Genomic DNA, 18041 nt, shown 5'->3' on the forward strand with positions numbered 1-18041 from the left:
GCGGGGGAAACCATGAACGCTCGCACCAGGTCGGGTTTCTCCTCTCGCGGGGTCAGGCGCTTGCCGGGGCTGCGAGGACCAGCCGTCGCTGACGCGCGGCGCGCTGCACCAGGTAGGCGTCCGGGCGCCACCGCCACGGGTCGTCGCCGCCGACGATCCGATTCGCGGCCAGGACCACATCGAGGACCGCTTCCACGTCCGCGCCGTACGGCGCGGAGGACCAGGCCGGGTTCGCCTCCAGGACGAACCACTCCCCCGCCGCAGTTAGGGCGATGTCAAGCACGTAGGCCTTCGGCTGCCGACCGGCCAGGGCCGCGCACACGTCGGTAGCGAAGGCGTGGGCGTCCGCGTCGTGGTTGCTGCGCATCTGCTCGTGCCATGTGGCCGCGTCGATCAGGTACGGGCTGGAGGTGACCGGCTGCCGGTCCAGCACGAAGACACGGTGCTCCTCGACGACCCGCGGCAACGGCTCGGACCACTGCACGTCGGCGTCGGCGGGCAGCCCGAAGCGGAGGCAGGCCTCCTTGAAGTCCTCTGCGCTGCGCCAGGCAGCGGGGACCGCCTCGACCTTGAACTCCGCAGGCTTCCACCAGCCCTCGCGTGACATGGCCGGGTGCTCCCCGACGAGGCTCAGGGGACCCGAGGCCACCCTCCGGCCGAGCAGTGGGGCGGGGACGTGTCCGAGCCAATGGGGTCCCGGTGCGGTGAGGGTCATGTCGCACCCGGCTTGCAGCGCGCGGGCGGCCCACTCGGTGGGTGCCCACCACGCGACGTCGCGCGGGTCGTCGCCATACACCGGCACGTCGAGGCCGAAGGAGTGGGCGATCCGGAGCCCTAGGCGATCAGCGACGGCGGCGAAGTCGTCGGCGAGCCACCGCCGCTGGGTGACCACGACGAGGGTGCTCGCGCTCATGGGGGACTCCTCTGGACCTGGCCGACCTCGCGCCCCGCAGGAACCACCTGGGCCGAGAAAGGAATAAGCGGCCGTCGTGGGTAGCCCTTCGCCGTGCAGGATGTCGGCGTTGACGGGGCGTCGGGTCGAACATCGGTTCCTATGCCGACGTTGCTCGCACCGGCGGCGAACATCGGCCGACTCGGTTGGGCTGCCGTAGGGTGGTCGCAACCGGATGGCCCTCAGACCTGCCAGGGGGTGTACGACGATGCCCGAGGACGACGTGAACTACTGCGGGCGGTGCAAGAACGCCATCCCCTCAGATGCTGCGCTCACGGTGGTGAGGTCCTCCGACGCCCCTGAGCAGATCCTCTGCGGGTCGTGTACGGAGGCCCTCCATCGGGAACTCTGGGACGGTCCGTGACGGCGACTCGCGGAGGCTGAGCATCTGCCTCATGCAGTGTCGTGCTGGCACGGGACTGCGCGGCAACGAAGAAGCGGCGAGGAGAGCGTTGGTTGACCGACCGGTGCTCTCCCCGCCGCTGGTGTGCGCTCACCCGCGGTCGGGCGGCGCAAGATCGAAGGGGCTGTCAGGCGTTGTGCTCACGCGCCGGAAGCAGGCTCGGCGGGAGGTCGGGCGCTGGTCGGTCGTCGAAGGTGGCGGTGAGGCTGGGGAGAGCCAGTTCAGCCGCTCCTGCCATCGCCGCGAAGATGTCCTGGTCCGTGGCGTCGTCGGGCAGGTCCACGGTCACTTCGACCGGCTGCCCCGGTGCGGAGACGAGCCGCGGGTTGTACCGCGTGCCCGCCCCCTCCGGTGCGTTGGACGCGCTCACGCGGCTGCCCACCGGCCGGTGCGCTGGAAGATGTCGGCGAACGTCTCCCGGGTCTCGGTCGGGATCCCCTTGACATCCTTCGGCATCTTCTCCATCAGGGTCTTGACGCCGGGCAATGCCACATCGGGGCGGGCGTTCTGGCCGCACACGGTCAGCGCGCGCATCGCCTGCTCCCACGACTTCGCGTCGCCACGGTTCAGCGCGAGGGCGGTGATCGCGTAGGTGAGGGCGAAGAGGCGGTCGGGCCGCTCCTTGCTCCACTTCACGATGTTGGGGTTCTTCATGACCTCGGCCGGGTCGTGCAGGTCGGCGGTGGCCACCCAGGCGAAGAACTCCTTGGCAGCACCCTCCCCGACGCAGCCCTTGACCACCAGGATCGCGGCCTCCTCGTCGCTGGGGTCCAGGTGGGCCAGGACGTTGATCGCGTTGGTCCACGACCGGGGCGAGGGCCAGGCCATACCCGCTTCGGTGGGGTCCTTCGGCGCGCCGGGCTTGACCAGGTCGGGGCGGGTGCGCAGGAAGCCGGTGATCAGGCCGTAGGTGCGGGCGTGGTCGTTGTCGTCGCCGTTGCCGAGCATGTCGTCGAGGCTGTGCACGGCGAGGTTCTCGAAGCCGGTGCCCAGGCCCTCGAACCACTCGTCGAGGTCGAACTGCCAGTCCAGGTGCATGAGCCGGTTGGCGACCGGGGCGGGCAGGTCCCATCCGTCGGCGGCGCACTCGGGCGGGTTGGCGGCGGCGACGATCGCGACGGAGTCGGCCAGCCGGTAGTCGCCGGTGTAGCGCTCCTGGAGGATGCGCAGCATCGCCTTCTGCACGCTCGGGGCGGCGGTGGTCAACTCGTCGAGGAACAGCAGGCCAGCATCGGCCGCGTTCAACTCCACGGCCCATGCCGGGGGCGAGTAGACGACTCGTCCGTCGTCCTCGATCGGCAGACCGAGGTAGTCCGAGGCCTCACGGACGGAGCCGACGACGGTCTTGACCAGACGTCCCCACTTGGCGCCGTGAGACTCGATCTTGGCGGACTTGCCCTCGCCGGGCTGGCCCCACCACAAGACGGGGGTGTTCGAGCGGACGCCAGCGGCGTAGGCGCGCATCGCGGGAGTGGAGTGCAGAGCCATGAGGTGCTCCTTGATCGGGTGCCCGGTGAACCGGGCGGGTCGGTCGGTCACCACTCATGTGTGCGGGCCTCGGGAGATCTCTCCCCACCCCACCGGTCGGGTCAGAGGAGTTCGCGGATCGCGTCCCGAACCGGGCCTAGGTCGACCTCACGGACCGGTTGTTCGTCCTGCGACTTGGTCAGTGCGGCCTCCGGTGCGTACGGGTCCAGCAGCGGCTCGACCAGGTCGACCAGGTGGCCGGGTGCCCGGCGGAAGACGAACCGGCGCAGGATGTCGGAGTCCGGTTCCCCTGCGTCACGTGCTGCCCGGGCGAGCAACGCACCGGCGGCGTTCGCGGCGCGGTCGCGTAGCGTCGGCGCCTCGCCCAGCAGCAGGTCCCGGTGCTTGTCGGTGTCCTGGACGAGGCTGAACATCCCCATGTCGGAATCGGCGCGCAGGGCGACGCTGGCCATGCACGCCACCGGCGGGGTATAGCCGGGCATCACCCGGTCCCAGGCCTCCCGGCGCTCGTCCCACTCGGCGTCGGTGACGTCCTCGGGCTGGTCGGCGTTGTTCCAGTAGCCGTACGGCTCCACCTGCGGCAGCGCTTCCCATGCCTCGACGTACTCGGGCCGGTCGGCGTAGAGCAGCACCAGCATCCTGCCCGAGGGCTTGTCGCGGCCGATCGCCAACTCGAACCGGTGTGGGTCGTGCAGGCGGCTGTCGGGACCGGTCTTGCGTTGCAGGTCGTCGTAGGCGCTCATCGCGTCGAACAGCGGCATACCCGGCCGCGGGCGGCCGCCGAGGTCGGCGCCGTCGATGCTGCGGACCGCGCCGCCGATCAGCGCCCGGGCGTCGAGACGGTCGCGGATCGGGTTCATGGTGCGCCGGACGTGGTCGACGAAGTCGAACAGGTCGACCCCGGCGGCGAGCCGGTAGCCGTGGTAGATCTTCGTGCTCATCGGCGTCGCTTCTTCGGCCGGGGCTGTCCTGCGAGCCAGGCGCCGGGCAGGTGCGGGCTCCACGCGGGCCCGGCCGGGGTGGCTGCGGTGACCGGCTTCCCGGCCAGGTCCCGGGCGAGGGTGCCCTCGGGCCTCGGGGTGAAGGGGCGCCAGTTCGGGTCGTCGTCACGCACGAAGGTGATGTTGTTGAAGTAGTCGATGCTCACGTGCTGGTGGTAGGTCCGGCCCTGAGCGTCGACGTACAGCGGCGTCTCGCGCTGTTCGTAGCCGTTGTCGTGGACCCGGGTCTGACCGGTCGCGGTCAGGTGCTTGACCTCGACGTAGGCGACCTCGTGCTCGCAGCCGTAGGCGCAGGTCTCGACGACGCGGCCCACGGTCCGGTAGACGGTGCGGGTGTCCTTCATGCCCCCGATGTGTCCGGCGTCGCGCTGTCGGCTCCCCGGAGCCGCGCCAGCACCTCCGCGACCGCCTCGCGGGTGTACTCGGCTCCGGAGAACTCCTCCCACGGGCCGTACCACTCCGAGTCGTCGGTGTAACGGCGGACGCGACGACGTTCGGCGACGATGTGTCGGACGCTGCTCTCGTACCCGTCGCACAGGTGAGCGGCGCGGGCCGTCATCACCTGGTGGATCGCGTCGGCCTCGTCCCGGGCGCTTCCGACGCCCCACGGGCCGACCACCTGGTACTCGACGTCCTCGCGGAAGCCGACCGCGGCCGTGGCGGCGGTGTGGAGTTTCTGCCGGATCGCGGTCTTCGACCAGTGCGCCCGGGCGCTGCGGTGGTTGGCCAGGATGAAGTCGAGGTCGTTGATCTCGGCGTCGGTCAGGTCGAGCCGGATCTCACTCGTCGTGTCGTGGCTCACCGCTCCTCCTGGTCCCGCGGGGTCCGGATCCGCAGCCACACGTCGACCAGGCCCGCGAGCCACACGATCAGCGGGACGCCCACCCCAGTCGGCGGGTAGAGCAGCGCCCGCAGGCTGACCAGGAACACCCCGAGGACGAGCAGGCCGGTGCCGATGGCCCCGGCGAGCATCGAGCCCAGTCCGGGGACGAGAGCCGAGGCGAGCAGCAACAGCGCGGTCGGTCGGCGACGTGTCGGGGTGGTGTTCACAGGTACCCCTGTGCCGCTGGCGTGGTGACCGGGAGCGCTCATGCCCAGGTGCCGCCGTCCCACGAGCCGGTAATGCACCCGTCCCGGTGCCGCCGCAACGGCTCGACACCGCAGTCGGGGCATGGCTGGCCCAGCCACCGGTTCAGCGCTCGGCGCCAGCGCGGGCTGCGCGGCAGGCGCGGTTGCCGGTCGGTCCGGTGTTGACCGGGAACCGGCGCGCGGTGCGCTGGGCGAGACCGCCGATCACGGCAGCAGTCCTCCGGCGGCCACGATCCTCTCGGCGTCGCGGCCGCACGGGCCGCAGTAGACGACGAACGCGTACGGGTTGTGCGCGACCTGCTGTGTCCCGGCCTCGGTGAGTTCGCGCACCGGGTCCCCGCAGGTCTGGCAGTCCAACGTCGGCTGACGGTGGCCGAACATCACGCCACCCCTGAGTCCACGACGACGGTCTTGATGAAGTCCGGCACCAGCGAGGCGTACTGCTCGGCGTACTTGGCTGCGTCGCCGCCGTCGCCCTGCGGGATGATCGCGGCGATCACCGGGATGCGTCCCCGCGTCTCGGGCCAGTCGGTGCCGCCGTCGGTGAGGACGACGATCGCGGTCGGCTTCTCGCCCCGGCTGTTCTCGATGTGCTCGATGCCCACCGTCATGGAGGTGCCGCCGCGACCGGCGACCTTCTCCAGCGACTTGCGGCCCCGGAACTTGACCTCCTGGTGGACCGCCGCGTCCACGTCGAGCACCCGGAGCGCGTCGCCGCGGATGCCGATGCGCTTGGCGATGGCCTCGACCTCACGGGTCACCGCTGCGATGTCGTTGGCCCCCATCGACCCTGAGGTGTCGCGAATGACGGTGATGGTCGGCTCGGGGGTGTACGTGCCCGGCACGACCACGCGACCCCGGATGCCGCCGCGACGCGAGGGGATCTCCTGCCGGTGACGACGACGGTTCCGCCGGGACCGGTCCAGGTCGAACGGGCCGGACTTCGTGGCGACCGCGCGGCGGAGGTGGGAGGCGAGCACCTGTTGCCACGGTGTCTTGGATGGTGCGAGCACCTTGTCGGCGATCTCGACCAGACCACCGGGCACGGTGCCGCGGCCCTTGGCGACGTAGTCCTTGATCTGCGCAGCCGTCGCGGTGCGGATCGCCTCCTTCTCGATCGACGAGGCAGCCGGAGCGACCCCGCCGAAGTCGTCGGAGGAGGGCAGTTCGACCGGCGCGGGCTGGCCGCCTGAGCCGGAGCCGCAGCCCTTGAACACCGGCATCTGCTGGCCACAGTCGGGGCAGGTCCCCGCACCGGAGCCGGAGCCCGGCTGCTGGCCCTGGGCCGAGCCGCCCTGTCCCGTACCGGAGGCGGCTCCCTGGCCGGACTGCTGCCCACCCTGCGAGCCGCCGCCCTGACCGGTCGGGGAGCCCTGGCCCTGCTGGCCACCCTGGGAGCCCTGGCCACAGGTGCCGCACGAGCCGGGCTGACCCTGCTGGCCACCCTGGGAGCCGGGCTGGGAGCCGGACTGTCCGCTCTGCGAGCCCTGGCCCTGCTGGCCCTGCTGAGGCTGGCTCTGCTGCTTCTGCTGCTGGGCCTGCTGCATCTGGCGGATCTTGGCGAAGTACACGTGCGGGGTCTGGTAGTCCGCCTCGCCGATGTGCTGGGGAAGCATCGCGTCGGCCTCGATGGTCTTGCAGCCCGCGTCGCGCAGGTCGTCGTTGATCGCGCAGTCGGCGGCGACGTTCCACTCCCGGTTCGTGGCCGCAGTCACCCCGAGATCCTCGGCGAAGGAGGCGTGGTCGGCGAACAGGTGCGAGCACTCGTGCAGCAGCGCCTCGGCGCACCAAACCGCACCGCGCTGCTTCACGTCAGCGAAGTCGATGTACATCCGGTAGTCCCTGTCCACCGCGAACGTGCCGAGGCCGGGGGCGTCGAGCACGCGCACGCTGAACAGCAGTCGGGACATGTACGGCATGAGGATGAGCGCCTCGGACCGCCAGGACTGGAAGTCGGCGAGTTGCTCGTCGGTGAGCGCGGAGAGGTTGCCTCGGGTGGTCATGCACCACAGGTGTCCGGCACGGCCCCGGCCGCTCCCCAGGCTGGCCGCAGCGCCCCGGCAGCCACTTTCGGAACCGCTTCTGGCCGGTCCGGCCACGACCTTCACGCTCAGCCGAGCCGGTTCTGCCACTTTACTTTGAAACTGGCAGTGGAAGTGGCTGGTCGATCTGAGGGCAAAACCGCAGGTCAGAGGCCATGTAGTAGTAGAAGAAGAAGGGTTCCTACCACTTTTAGATAGATAGATAGATACGTCATACGACCCAGAGGCATCTATCTCTCCAGTGGACATCAATCAATATATGTGTTCTCACATATATGTCCTATGTACCCAAACTGGAAACTGACAGAATCGAGGCAAAACGGCCTCTGACCTGCGGTTTTACCCTGCCAGAAGTGGCTGAGACCGTCTGGGAACTGGCAGGGCACAGCGGCTGACGGCCACAAGAGGGGTCAGCGGAACGGCGATCGGCCTGGTTACTGGACGCCCGGCAAGGGGGTTGAGGGCGTCGAGAGAGGGCTTCTCACGTGCGTGGTGGAACACAGGGGTCGTGGTCGGGCAGTAAGCGGCTCCTGGGGTTGTAGGAGTTCACCCCTCAGGTGCGCGGGGCGCATCGGCAGTGACAGCCTCTCCACCGAGCAGGTCGCGCTCGTGGGGAGCGGCCTCGCCCCCGCCGCACACCTGACCGGCATGACCGACCTGATGGACCCCAAGACCGAGCCCGTCGAGCACCGCACGACCGGGCAGTTGCTCGCGATCCACGACGCGAAGCGCCGCGCCGCCGCGACGGCCGCAGGGCACCCGACCGACCGCACCTTCACCGCCGGGATGCACCTGGCCGGGATGCTTGGCCAGGTCGCCTACACCGGCCCCGACTCGAAGGTCTACCTGCTCGACCTCGACGCCGACACCCCGGCCCAGCGCATGACCTACCGAGCGCTGCGCGAGGCGATCACCGACGCCTACGACCTCGGCGCGACCACCACCAAGCAGTACCGGGCCACGGTGATCGCCGACAAGGAGACGCTGCACCGGATGCTCCAGATGGCCGAACGGCACGCCGACGGAGCGGAGGCCACCCCCGAGGCGCGTCGCCTGTCGCGGCTGCTGACCTACCGTCGCGGCCTGCCGACCTCGGTCCACACTCCGGTGCTTACCGACGCGCTCGCCGTGCGGTTCTGGCTGCCGACCGGGCACGACCCCAAGACGCTCGACGGCTGGGCCGACGGGTTCAACCTGTCGGGGGACCCGCGCGGCCGGTCCGCGATCAAGCGGCTCGTCACGCTGGCGATGGACGGCGAGGTGGACCAGGAGACCTTGAAGTCGCTGCGCGACGCCGAACTGTGGGGAGCCCGGTCCGGCCAGTACGCCTCGCTGTCGAGCGCCTGCACCGCGTTCGCGAAGGCGACCACGGTGAACGACGCGTTCGCGGCGATGCTGTCGCTGGACCCGCTTCTGCGCGAGCGCAACGCCGTGGACGGCACCGTCGCGCAGATCCGCATCCTCCAGATCGACGCCAAGGGGATCACCGCTACCGTCTCCGACCCCTTCCGGCTGCGGGAGGGATCCAAGGTGTTCCTCTTCGACGGGCACGAGACCCTCGACCGCACCGAGGTCACCCTGCGCAGCGTGGACTTCAAGGACGGGCAGTTGCTCGTCTCGTTCTCCAACCCGCCGAAGAACGACCGCCACCGCCACATTGTCGAGGAGGCGAAGGCCAACTACCGGCCGCTGTACGCCGCTGCCGCGCCGTTCCTGATGGTCAAGCGCGCACCCAAGAACGCCCGCTGGGTCCAGGGCAACGACGGTGGCGAGGATCGCAACCTGCCGGTGGACATCCCGGTGGACATCGCGCTGGCCGGAGCGCCGACCATCGACTGATACCCATTCACCGCAGCGACCCCGGCCTGAGCACGACCTGGTCGGGGTCGCTCGTGCATGCCGCCCGCTGCTACCTCGCGTCCCGCGAGGGTGGGGAGCGTTCGGCGGGCTGCCGCATACCTGGGAGGCATGATCGACCTCTCCGACCTCGGCCTAGAGCCTGTCCACTCCGCGGCGACCGACAACGCCGCCGAGGTGGCCTCCAACGACAACCTGCTCGACGACCGCAAGGCGCTGGTGCCCGGCTCGATGCTGGCCCGCGTCCTCTACGCCGGGTTCAGCCGCCAGCCGGTGACCATCGTCGACTCCCCTCCCGGCGCAGGCAAGACCACCCTGGTGGTCGAGGCGCTGGAGCAGTTGATGAAGCGCAGCGACTTCAAGGTCGTCGTCGCCTGCCCCACCCGCCGGGGCGCGGCCGACCTGGCCGAGCGGCTCGCGACGGAACTCGGCGACGCCAAGGACGCCCCGCAGGTGATCTTCTCCGTCTCCGGCGCGGACCTGCCCAAGGGATGCGTGCGCTCCTCCAAGCCCGACCGTCGCTCGATCGTGGTCCGCACCATCGCCTCGTGCGGGTTCTCCGCCCCCGACTGCGACATCATGGTGTTCGACGAGGCCTACCAGGCGACGTTCGCCGAGGTCATGTCCGCATCTGACTCTGCCGACCAGGTGATCCTCGTTGGCGACCCTGGCCAGATCGGCCCCGTGGTCACCGCCGACACCTCCGCCTGGCGGCGGATGCGATCGGCCCCGCACATGCGCGCCCCGGAGGTGTTCGCTCAGCGCGACGACGCGATGGTGCTCCAGATGGACGCCACCTACCGCCTCGGCCAGCGCACCGTTGACGCGATCGCCCCGCTCTACGGGTTCGAGTTCTCCTCCAAGCGCCCGCACCGGGAACTGCTCGACCGGGACGGTTCCGTGCTGCCGGAGATCGCCGCGCACCGGGTCAACCCGGCTCCCAGCACCGCGCACGTGGACACCATGGTCGCGATCGCGGACCTGGCCTACGCGATGGTCGGCCGCAAGGTCCGCTCCCTCGACGCCGAAGGCAACGAGGTGCTCGACCGGGTCCGCGAGTCCGACGTGGCCGTGGTCGTCGCCCACAACAACCAGTCCTCGACCGTGTCCGCGATCCTGCGCTCCTACGGCATGGAGGGGATTACCGTGGGCACCGCCGACCGGATGCAGGGCGGGCAGTGGCACGCAGTGATCGCACTCGACCCGCTGGTGGGCGCGGCCGCAGTCGGCCCGCACCAGTTGAACCTCGGTCGGCTGTGTGTGATGGCCTCTCGTCACCTGACGCACATGACCTGGGTCCACGACGGAGAGTGGGAGCCCGCGCTGCGTGCCGCCGCCGAGGAGGAGCCCGACGCCAGGACCGGCATCGCGGTCCGGCGCCACATGACCGCCTGAGCCGTCCCCCGAACAGCCCGGCCGGGGCCTCGTACGGTGAGAGGTCGATCGCCCCGGCCGGGTTCTCGTCCCCTCCCCCATCCGGGTGTGGGGAGACTTCGCAGCCCCGCCGCACACCTGCTGAACCAGCGCCTCGGTGAGAGGCCCTCACGCCTGTGCGCATGTTGCCCCACCCGACGATCACACCCAGGAGAACCCCGATGAAGCACACCCCCCAGACCGCACTCCGCATGGTCGCGGTCGGCGCCGTCGCTGCCCTGTCGATCGGCTTGACCGCCCCAGCCCACGCCGCGCCGCGCCACACCGCCCTCGTCGACCCGACCAACGACGTCGTGTCGTACATGACCGGGGAGACCTTCGACGGCAACGGGGCCGACATCGAGAAGGTCACCGCGCGCTACCAGGCGAAGGCGAAGCGGGTGGCGGTGCGCGTCGACTACACCAACCTGACCCCGGCGAACATCTCTCCCGCAGCGGGGTACACCCACGCCATCGAGGTCCGTGTCGGCAAGCGGCTGGCCTATACCATCACGCGGGCACCCGGCAGGCGTGCGGCGGTGGAGAATCCCCGTGGCCGCACGGTGGACCGGTTCGTCATCAACCGCACCAACGTCCGCCACGACTTCGTCGTGTTCCTCGTTCCCAAGAAGATCCTCGGCAAGCGGGCCGCCACCGTCACCGTGCGTGCCCTGGCCGGGCAGAGCGACCGGTCGATGGGCTATGCGCTCACCAGCGACGAGACCGCCTTCACCGCACCGGTCCGGCTGCGCTGAAGCCCCCATCCGAACGGCCCGTGGATCCTGCCGACCACGGGCCGTTCGTCGTCCCCGCCGCCGACCACCGGGCCACCGGCATAGGCAGGTCGTTCGACACCCACGCCCCAAGGACCGTCATTACCGTGACTCTCAACCACCGGCCTGCCTCGCGCGACGCGAGGCCAACCCCCACGCCGCCGGTCGAGACCGGCCCGGGCATACCGCCTCGCAGCGGTCGCTGGTGGATCCCGGTCGTCGGCGCAGTCGTCCTCGCGGGCTGGTACGGCTTCCTGGTGAGCGTCTTCGGGTACGACACCGACGCCTCCCTGGTCTACCTGTTTGGATGCACGCTGGTGGCCGTGCCGTTCTCGGCGGTGCACACCGTCCGCCGCGTCCGCGACTATCGGCGGCTGGCCGTCTGCGACCAGGCATAGGCCAGGACATGACCACGACCGAAATCTCTTCGACACCGGCTACTCCCGGCCGCCGTCCCACCCGAGCCGAGTACGCCCTGAACCTGGCCGAGGTCGTCAAGACCCCCGCGGCCTGCACCCGCCGCCAGGTCGCCTGCGTGATCCTGGACAAGAACAAGCGAATCGCGGCCACCGGCTACAACGGCACCCCCGCAGGCGCGGTCCACTGCACCGACGGCGGCTGCCCGCGCGGTCGTTTCACCCATGACGACATCCCGCCGGATCTCGGCAACTCCGGACACGAGGTCGCCTGTGTCGCCAGGCACGCCGAAGAGAACGCCACCGAGTGGGCCCTGGAACACGGCGCCGATCCGGCCACCTCGCTGGTGGCCATCACCTGCGCGCCCTGCGCGGAGTGCGGTCCGATGCTGCGCGCACAGGGCTGGGGCGAGGTCGTCTGGCCCGGCGGCGGCTGGACCCTCGGCTGACCCCACCCCGGCAGCACCCGGCCCCACCTACGCATGTCACCCCACGTCCGACCCAGCACCAGGAGCCCTCGTGTCCGCCCCACGCGCACGCATCGTCCCTCTGACCGTGGCCCTGCTCGTCCCGCTGCTCGCGGCAGCCTGCGGCCTGGGCCCGGCGGCGCCCGACGACACCCGGGCGGCCTCGGCCAGCACTCAGGTGCACGTGGCCACCGAGGCCGACCGGCTAGAGGCGACCTGCCTCGACGTCTTCGCCACCCCGAGCGACCCTGCCGACCGGGCGATGCTGGCCACGTCCCGGATCGCTGCGGCACCGTACGTGGCTGCCGGGAAGGCCCAGGCCGCCCGCGCCCTCCGCGCCGCCGACACAGCGGTCTCGGGCCTCCGCTCGGTCGCCGCACGATCCGAGAGCCGCAGCGCTGCTGCGATGATCACCCGGCACGCCGACGCCGTGGCCGCGGCGACCACTGCCTACCAGCACGGCGACGCCCCCGACGCCGACGCCGTCCGCGACTCCGGTGCCCGACTGGTGAAGACTTGCGAGCCCTACATCGAACGGTCCCGCGGCTGAGCAGCCCGGAGCGAGGAGCGGTGAAGGACTCGGCGGCTGCCGCACACCTCACGGTCATGACCAGCCTTCCTGAACCGCACCCGAACAGCATCCCCCTACTGCGCACCGCCGACGGCGTCGAGATCGTCGACGGGCTGGCGGTGTGGGACTACGACCTGGGCCGCGGCACAGTCCGGCTCCCCCGCGACGGCTACAACGGCGTCGACTCCCCCACCTGGGACGGCTGGTTCGACGTCGTCGGTGACGATGGCGCCCGCACGTTGATGAACGGCGAGCGGGTCGTGACCCGGCACCCGGTCACCCGCGAACCCGCGGCACGGTAGGGCCACCGAACATGGCCACCTCGGCCCGGCGTCACCAGCGCCCCAGCATCACGGTCCTGGCCGCGATCGCGGCCCGGTCGATGTGCCCCACCTGCGAGGCACGGGAGCCGGGTCCCGGCGAGGAAGCGTACGCATCCTGCGTGTTCTGCGCCGGTGCCGCCGACGGCCAGCCAGCGGCGTGAGCACCGAACCGTGGGCAGGTGTCGGCACGGCGGCCTACTCTGCCGCTATGAGCAGCAGGCCGCAGCGTCACCACGCCGCACCGCCACAGATCCCGTCAGGGTCACCGGCGTTCGGCGTCGCGTCGTTCCGCGGCAAACCGGTCGACGAGTGGTTCCCGAGCGGCCCGGGGTACGCGGTGGTGTGCCCGTCCGGCTCCTACGCCACGATCTGCCCTGACCCCGACGACGAGGGCCTGTGGCACGGCGACATCACTCACGCGGACGCCAGCACCGACGACATCCGCGCCAACTCGCGCGAGCAAGCCATGTCCCTGTGCGAACGGGCGCTTGACTGCGAGCCACTCCCGACCCCATAGGTCGCCGACCTGTCTGCCTCTGCTCCGCCCGGGGCCGCATGGCCGCAGAGTCCGGTCCCTATGTCACCTCGGCGATCCCCCGCACACCTGCACGGCATGACCATCGTTCGTGTCCCGGCAGGCACTCCCGACGGCGGCCGGTTCGCCGCAACTGCCCGTCCCGAGGCTGCCCTCCGCCTCGTCGTCGACCAGACTGAGCCCGTCCCGGCGTTCCCGGAGCCCGGCGACATCGCCTCGGAGAACCGCAGCCAGCGGGCCGAGGAGTACGCGGTGCGCTACCACGAGATCGCCACCCACCCGGCCGCGGACGCCGCCACCCGACGCAACGCAGTCCGGATGGGCCTGGTCCGCGCGATGGACACCCGTGGAGGCTTCACCTCGCTGCCACCCGACGACGGCGAGGCACAGTCCTATGTCGCCGACGCCGTCCTCGACGACGCGAAGGTCGACGCCGCGGCCGCCCAGGTGGGCCGACTCAGCCCCGACCAGGCGCACACCTTCACCGACCGGATCGCCGGTGCCCTCTACGACATCGAGGTCGCCGACCGTGAGCAGCGACTGTTCGCGGTGGCCGCAGCCAACGCCCCGGCCCCCGATGCCTCCGAGGAAGCGTGGCGCGCACGCTTCGCCGACGCACCCTCGGAGCGCCGGGCCGCCGTCTAGGCAGCGACCGTTGCTCGGCGGCACAGACCCCAGGTGAGCGTTCGGGGCCTGTGCCGCACACCTACCGGGGCATGACCTCCCTCATCGCGAACACGCCACGCCGCCTGGCCGCGGCCGCCACGGTTGCCGCGGCCTTGGTACTCGGCCCGACCCAGGCGGTCACCGCCGCAGCCACCTCTGACCCGCTCCTACGGAAGTCCGCGGTCACCGCGTCCCCCTCGACGTCAGGTGCGGACCTGTACCAGCCGGTGTTCCTCGCCGGGAAGGTCAGCGGGCCGTCGAGGCTGATCCAGGTCGTGGAGAAGTTGCCGGACGGCTGGCGCAAGGTGGTCACCGGACGCACTCGCGCCGACGGCACCTACCGGGTCAAGGTGCCCACCAACTGGATCGGGGCGCACCGCTACGCGGTCGCCGTGCCCGCCACCGGAACGTTCGGCCGAGCACAGTCTGTCCCGACGGTGGTCCGGGTGAAGCCCGGCTACCGGGCGCCCGGGTCCGCGAAGTCGTGGGCGCTGAGCGAGGCCTACGGCAGCATCGGGTTCAGGTTCAACCCGTGCGAGGCGATCGCGTACCGCGTCAACCTCCAAGGCGCGCCCCGCGGGGCGCTGAAGGACGTCCACGAAGCAGTCCGTCGGGTCAGCGAAGCCACCGGGATGCGTTTCGTGTTCAAGGGAGGCACCAGGTACAAGGGCTGGACCCGGCACCCGGGGCGGGCTCCCAAGGACGCCGGGCTCACCTTCGCCTGGGCGCCGCGCCGCGCCTCGGACTACATCGGCGGGTCCGTGGGCCTTGGCGGGCAGACCAAGACCCGGGCTGGAGCGCAGGACGCCGCAGGCCGCGACGTCTACCTCATCGAGCAGGCAGCCGTGCTGATCGCCAGCGACGTCCGGTTCACGCCCGGGTTCGGCTCCGGCCCCCAGTACGGGTTGCAAGGCACCCTGGGCCAGTTGCTGATGCACGAGACCGCGCACGCCGTCGGCCTGGACCATGTCAACGACCGAACCCAGATCATGAGCCCGGTGATGAGCCGCAAGCCTGCACGCTGGGGCGCCGGGGACCTCGTCGCGCTGCGCAAGGTCGGCCTGGCCGCCGGGTGTCTGACCGAGCGGACCGAGAACAACGGGTGAGGCTCCTAGCGTTCGTCGCCCTCGTGGGCGGACGGCGGTTTGGCGCGTTCGCCCACGTCGATCCGGGATTCCTGATTGGGTTGGGGAGAAATCACCGCATATCCGGACACATGGACGGTCATGAACACACTTATCTCTCGCGGACTCGCCGCCGTCGCGGCCATGTCCCTTACGTTCGGCCTGGCCCTGGTGCCTGCGTCATCCGCCCAGGCCGCTGACGACATTGAAGTGGTGGACTCGCCCACCGTCAGGGTCATGTGGCCTGACCGCGCGGTGAGCATCCAGGAGTCCTACGCCTCGGTGGGCTACGTCTTCCCGCCCGCCTACTACACGGTGGGCCTGGAGGTCCTTCTGCCGAACGGTCAGGCGCAGCCTCTGGTGAACGTGAAGACGAACCACGTCGGCGTGTTCACCCTCCCCACCTCCTACCCGGTCCCGGGCCCCGCCACGCTGCGAGCACGTATCGTCAGCGGTGAGTACCCGGAACTGAGCGACCAGGCGACGGTCATGTTCGTGGACATGGCGCCCGAGGACATCCCCTACGAGCCCACCGGCCCGTTCGACGACCCGCAGGACCAGACCGGCGCGCCGCTCCCCGCGCCCGAGACGCCCGAGGTGGAGACCCCGGCCCCGAAGCCGCCGGTCGAAGAGAGCCCTGACCCTGCCGACGAGCCAGAGGTGAAGCCAGAGCCCGAGGCTCCGACCGTCCGACCCGAGCCGAAGGTAGAGTCCAAGGTCGTCGTCCGCGAGATCCCGAAGGTCGCCGAGGCCGGTGAGAAGGTACTGATCAAGGGCCGCGCCTCCGGCGGTGAGCGGGTCGTGCGGCTGCTGAAGAAGACCAAGAACGGCTGGAAGGTCGTGGCCCGGGTGCGCACCAACGCCCGCGGCTTCTACCGGCTGCCGGTTCCGACCGGGCGAGCGGGCAAGCACCGCTTCCGCGTCGTCGTCAACGCCACGCCCACCGAGAAGGCGGTCAGTTCCAAGCCGACCGTCATCCGGGTCCGTCGCGGCTGACGCCTCCAGAACACCCGCTGCGAGGGCGCCGTCTCCCACCAGGGACGGCGCCCTCGCTTCGTCCTGTCCGGGCAGGATCCGCCGCGGCCAGCAACACTTACCCTGCGAATCCGTCAGTCCGGGCATGAGCGTTCTTGCAGACGAGACGATCGTCGACACTCCCCCGTTCCCGTCCGGCCCGTCCCCGTCCGAGATTGCCGACGGGCTGCGGCTGCTCGGCATCGACCTCGCCGACACCAACGCCCATTACAAGGGCTACGCGCTGAGCGAGGCCTACCTGATCGGCTACCAGGCCGGGGCCGCCCAGGCTGGTCGCAACCGTCGCCTGGTCGTCGAGCGTGAGCAGCGCGATGCCGCAGCGTCGGTGCTGCACGCGCTCACCTGCGACCGGTGCGGTGGCGATGACCTGACGTGCCCCGACATCAAGGGGAAGTTCTACCTGCTCGGCAACGCCGCGGTGAACGCGGCACGCACAGTCACCCCCGACTGACGAGACCACCCACGCCCCACCCAGCCCCGGTGGGGAGAGAACTCGTCGTTGCCGGACACATGGCGGCCATGAATGACCGTGTCAGCCCCAAGACGAGGTTCACCGCCTCGACCCGTTTCTGCGACCTCGGCTGTGGCCGTGCCGGAACAGAACTGGTCGGAGAGAAGGGTGGATCCGTCCTGCTCACCTGCCCCGCCTGCGCCCGAGCCCTGATCGAGCCGATCGTCCCTGCCTCCGCGGTGACGGCGTCGGTCGGTGGACTCCGCGAGCACGCCCCGATGCTCCTGCTCGGCCTCCTCTGCGCCGCGGCTGCGGCCACGCTGGTCGGGTGGGGAACCGGCTCGACACCGAGCCCGACCAGCGCAATAGGCCTGTTCGGGCTCACCGCAGTCGTCAGCCTTACTGTCAGGCGGATGCGCAGAGCGTAGGCCGGGGCCGCCCCGGTCCATGGCGGCACCGTCACGGAGTCTGCGTATGTCGGACCGGAGGAGGATTCCCGGGTCTGCCGCACACCTGGGAAGGTGCAGCCACCACCCAGGAGGAGACCGTCATGGCCCGCAGGCGTACCACCGGCAACCCGCTCGCCGGGTCGCGCAACCTCGCGCTCGTCCAGGCCATGCAGGCCAAGGCCAGCGGAGCCGGGGTGCACGAGGACCAGAACACCCGCAGGGCAGCGGCCGGTGGCCGTACCAACCGGGTCGGGTCCCGCTCCAGCCAGCGCCGAGCCGCCGTCCGCGACGGCGGCTGGTGAGCGGCATGGTCGACCTGACCCCGACCGAGGACCTGGTGCTGGAGGTGCTCGCCGCCCGGCACCGGCTCGGTGAGACGCTGTGGACGTTCGAGTCCCGGCACGCCCCCGCCGCGCGACGACTGGAAGCCAAGGGCCTCGTCAACGTCATCCACGGCATCGTCGAGAACACGATCCGGCTCTCGCTCACGGAGCAGGGCAAGGCCGTGTGCCTCTCCGACGACTACACCGCACCAGTCCTGCGCACCGAGTGCCCGGCGTTCTACATCCTCCCGAACACGGCCGCCTACCGGGTCGACTGCGACCGCAAGCGCCGCCACAGGGGCAGGCATCGCGTCTCCTTCGACTACGTCGCCGACGGCGGGGTCACCTGGTTCGACGACGACGAGGGCGCGCACGGCGCCGACCCGCTCAACCCGGTGACCCACTGCCCGGGGACGTACCCGGTGCCCGACACCTCCTTCGTGCATCGCTGCGACCGTAGGCAGGGGCACGGAGCGCAACCGGTCCCGGTGCACCGCACCGATCTGACCGGCGAAGGTGTCGGCGACAACTTCTACTGGACCGACAGCCGCGCCGCGCACGCCCGGGCGCTGTCGCGCCGCCACGCCGACTGCACCAGCACTGACTGCACTGTCGACCGGCCCGCCGAGTGCCCGCACCCGGGCCCCGAAGACCCGGCATAGA

Annotated in this window: 24 protein-coding genes; 15 read left to right on the forward strand and 9 right to left on the reverse strand. The window is 70.6% G+C overall.

The window, feature by feature from the left end; genetic code table 11:
- Nucleotides 1-52 precede the first annotated feature (52 nt).
- From ACYVIH_RS04780 to ACYVIH_RS04820, 9 genes are all read right to left on the reverse strand, one after another.
- A complete protein-coding gene (locus ACYVIH_RS04780) occupies nucleotides 53-913 on the reverse strand; it encodes an ATP-grasp domain-containing protein (protein WP_460866552.1) in 861 nt (286 codons plus the stop codon).
- Nucleotides 914-1482: 569 nt separating this feature from the next.
- Complete coding sequence (locus tag ACYVIH_RS04785) at nucleotides 1483-1725, reverse strand: hypothetical protein (RefSeq protein WP_460866554.1); 243 nt, start codon at nucleotides 1723-1725, stop codon at nucleotides 1483-1485.
- Nucleotides 1722-2894 carry a sigma 54-interacting transcriptional regulator gene (locus tag ACYVIH_RS04790; protein ID WP_460866556.1) on the reverse strand — a complete coding sequence of 391 codons (1173 nt, stop codon included), beginning with the start codon at nucleotides 2892-2894 and terminating at the stop codon, nucleotides 1722-1724. The genes ACYVIH_RS04785 and ACYVIH_RS04790 overlap by 4 nt, the downstream gene beginning before the upstream one ends.
- Before the next feature lie 50 nt (nucleotides 2895-2944).
- Nucleotides 2945-3784: a hypothetical protein gene (locus ACYVIH_RS04795; RefSeq protein WP_460866559.1), complete on the reverse strand. Its 840-nt coding sequence runs from the start codon at nucleotides 3782-3784 to the stop codon at nucleotides 2945-2947.
- The gene (locus ACYVIH_RS04800) at nucleotides 3781-4188 is read right to left on the reverse strand and encodes a hypothetical protein (protein ID WP_460866562.1); all 408 of its coding nucleotides are present in this window, start codon (nucleotides 4186-4188) and stop codon (nucleotides 3781-3783) included. Before ACYVIH_RS04800 ends, ACYVIH_RS04795 begins: the two co-directional genes overlap by 4 nt.
- Entirely contained in the window at nucleotides 4185-4646 is a 462-nt protein-coding gene (locus ACYVIH_RS04805) for a hypothetical protein (protein WP_460866565.1), read from the reverse strand. Before ACYVIH_RS04805 ends, ACYVIH_RS04800 begins: the two co-directional genes overlap by 4 nt.
- Complete coding sequence (locus ACYVIH_RS04810) at nucleotides 4643-4894, reverse strand: hypothetical protein (RefSeq protein ID WP_460866568.1); 252 nt, start codon at nucleotides 4892-4894, stop codon at nucleotides 4643-4645. The genes ACYVIH_RS04805 and ACYVIH_RS04810 overlap by 4 nt, the downstream gene beginning before the upstream one ends.
- A 243-nt stretch (nucleotides 4895-5137) precedes the next feature.
- The gene (locus ACYVIH_RS04815; RefSeq protein ID WP_460866571.1) at nucleotides 5138-5314 is read right to left on the reverse strand and encodes a hypothetical protein; all 177 of its coding nucleotides are present in this window, start codon (nucleotides 5312-5314) and stop codon (nucleotides 5138-5140) included.
- The gene (locus ACYVIH_RS04820; protein WP_460866573.1) at nucleotides 5314-6936 is read right to left on the reverse strand and encodes a vWA domain-containing protein; all 1623 of its coding nucleotides are present in this window, start codon (nucleotides 6934-6936) and stop codon (nucleotides 5314-5316) included. The genes ACYVIH_RS04815 and ACYVIH_RS04820 overlap by 1 nt, the downstream gene beginning before the upstream one ends.
- A 687-nt stretch (nucleotides 6937-7623) precedes the next feature.
- Between ACYVIH_RS04820 and ACYVIH_RS04825 the strand changes: the two genes are divergently transcribed.
- The 15 genes from ACYVIH_RS04825 to ACYVIH_RS04895 all read left to right on the forward strand — a co-directional run bounded on the left by ACYVIH_RS04825 (nucleotide 7624) and on the right by ACYVIH_RS04895 (nucleotide 18040).
- Nucleotides 7624-8814 carry a hypothetical protein gene (locus ACYVIH_RS04825; protein ID WP_460866576.1) on the forward strand — a complete coding sequence of 397 codons (1191 nt, stop codon included), beginning with the start codon at nucleotides 7624-7626 and terminating at the stop codon, nucleotides 8812-8814.
- Between the two features lie 129 nt (nucleotides 8815-8943).
- Entirely contained in the window at nucleotides 8944-10227 is a 1284-nt protein-coding gene (locus ACYVIH_RS04830; RefSeq protein WP_460866579.1) for an AAA family ATPase, read from the forward strand.
- A 200-nt stretch (nucleotides 10228-10427) separates the two neighbouring features.
- On the forward strand, nucleotides 10428-11000 hold the full coding sequence (locus ACYVIH_RS04835) for a hypothetical protein (protein ID WP_460866581.1): 573 nt from the start codon (nucleotides 10428-10430) through the stop codon (nucleotides 10998-11000).
- Between the two features lie 125 nt (nucleotides 11001-11125).
- Nucleotides 11126-11416 carry a hypothetical protein gene (locus tag ACYVIH_RS04840; RefSeq protein ID WP_460866583.1) on the forward strand — a complete coding sequence of 97 codons (291 nt, stop codon included), beginning with the start codon at nucleotides 11126-11128 and terminating at the stop codon, nucleotides 11414-11416.
- Nucleotides 11417-11424: 8 nt separating this feature from the next.
- On the forward strand, nucleotides 11425-11883 hold the full coding sequence (locus tag ACYVIH_RS04845) for a deoxycytidylate deaminase (RefSeq protein ID WP_460866586.1): 459 nt from the start codon (nucleotides 11425-11427) through the stop codon (nucleotides 11881-11883).
- A gap of 70 nt (nucleotides 11884-11953) precedes the next feature.
- Nucleotides 11954-12451, forward strand: a complete 498-nt coding sequence (locus tag ACYVIH_RS04850; protein WP_460866588.1) for a hypothetical protein — start codon at nucleotides 11954-11956, stop codon at nucleotides 12449-12451.
- Between the two features lie 56 nt (nucleotides 12452-12507).
- A complete protein-coding gene (locus ACYVIH_RS04855) occupies nucleotides 12508-12774 on the forward strand; it encodes a ubiquitin family protein (RefSeq protein WP_460866590.1) in 267 nt (88 codons plus the stop codon).
- Between the two features lie 229 nt (nucleotides 12775-13003).
- Complete coding sequence (locus ACYVIH_RS04860; RefSeq protein WP_460866592.1) at nucleotides 13004-13312, forward strand: hypothetical protein; 309 nt, start codon at nucleotides 13004-13006, stop codon at nucleotides 13310-13312.
- 96 nt (nucleotides 13313-13408) lie between these two features.
- Nucleotides 13409-13975: a hypothetical protein gene (locus ACYVIH_RS04865; RefSeq protein ID WP_460866594.1), complete on the forward strand. Its 567-nt coding sequence runs from the start codon at nucleotides 13409-13411 to the stop codon at nucleotides 13973-13975.
- A 71-nt stretch (nucleotides 13976-14046) separates the two neighbouring features.
- A complete protein-coding gene (locus tag ACYVIH_RS04870; protein WP_460866596.1) occupies nucleotides 14047-15102 on the forward strand; it encodes a hypothetical protein in 1056 nt (351 codons plus the stop codon).
- Nucleotides 15103-15357: 255 nt separating this feature from the next.
- Nucleotides 15358-16116 carry a hypothetical protein gene (locus ACYVIH_RS04875; RefSeq protein WP_460866598.1) on the forward strand — a complete coding sequence of 253 codons (759 nt, stop codon included), beginning with the start codon at nucleotides 15358-15360 and terminating at the stop codon, nucleotides 16114-16116.
- A gap of 124 nt (nucleotides 16117-16240) precedes the next feature.
- Nucleotides 16241-16606, forward strand: coding sequence for a hypothetical protein (locus ACYVIH_RS04880; RefSeq protein ID WP_460866601.1), 366 nt, complete (start codon nucleotides 16241-16243; stop codon nucleotides 16604-16606).
- 68 nt (nucleotides 16607-16674) lie between these two features.
- Complete coding sequence (locus ACYVIH_RS04885; RefSeq protein ID WP_460866602.1) at nucleotides 16675-17034, forward strand: hypothetical protein; 360 nt, start codon at nucleotides 16675-16677, stop codon at nucleotides 17032-17034.
- Nucleotides 17035-17156: 122 nt separating this feature from the next.
- Nucleotides 17157-17357: a hypothetical protein gene (locus ACYVIH_RS04890; RefSeq protein ID WP_460866605.1), complete on the forward strand. Its 201-nt coding sequence runs from the start codon at nucleotides 17157-17159 to the stop codon at nucleotides 17355-17357.
- Nucleotides 17358-17362: 5 nt separating this feature from the next.
- A complete protein-coding gene (locus ACYVIH_RS04895) occupies nucleotides 17363-18040 on the forward strand; it encodes a hypothetical protein (RefSeq protein ID WP_460866608.1) in 678 nt (225 codons plus the stop codon).
- Nucleotide 18041: the final 1 nt, after the last annotated feature.

The sequence above is a fragment of the Nocardioides pakistanensis genome (assembly GCF_054781215.1).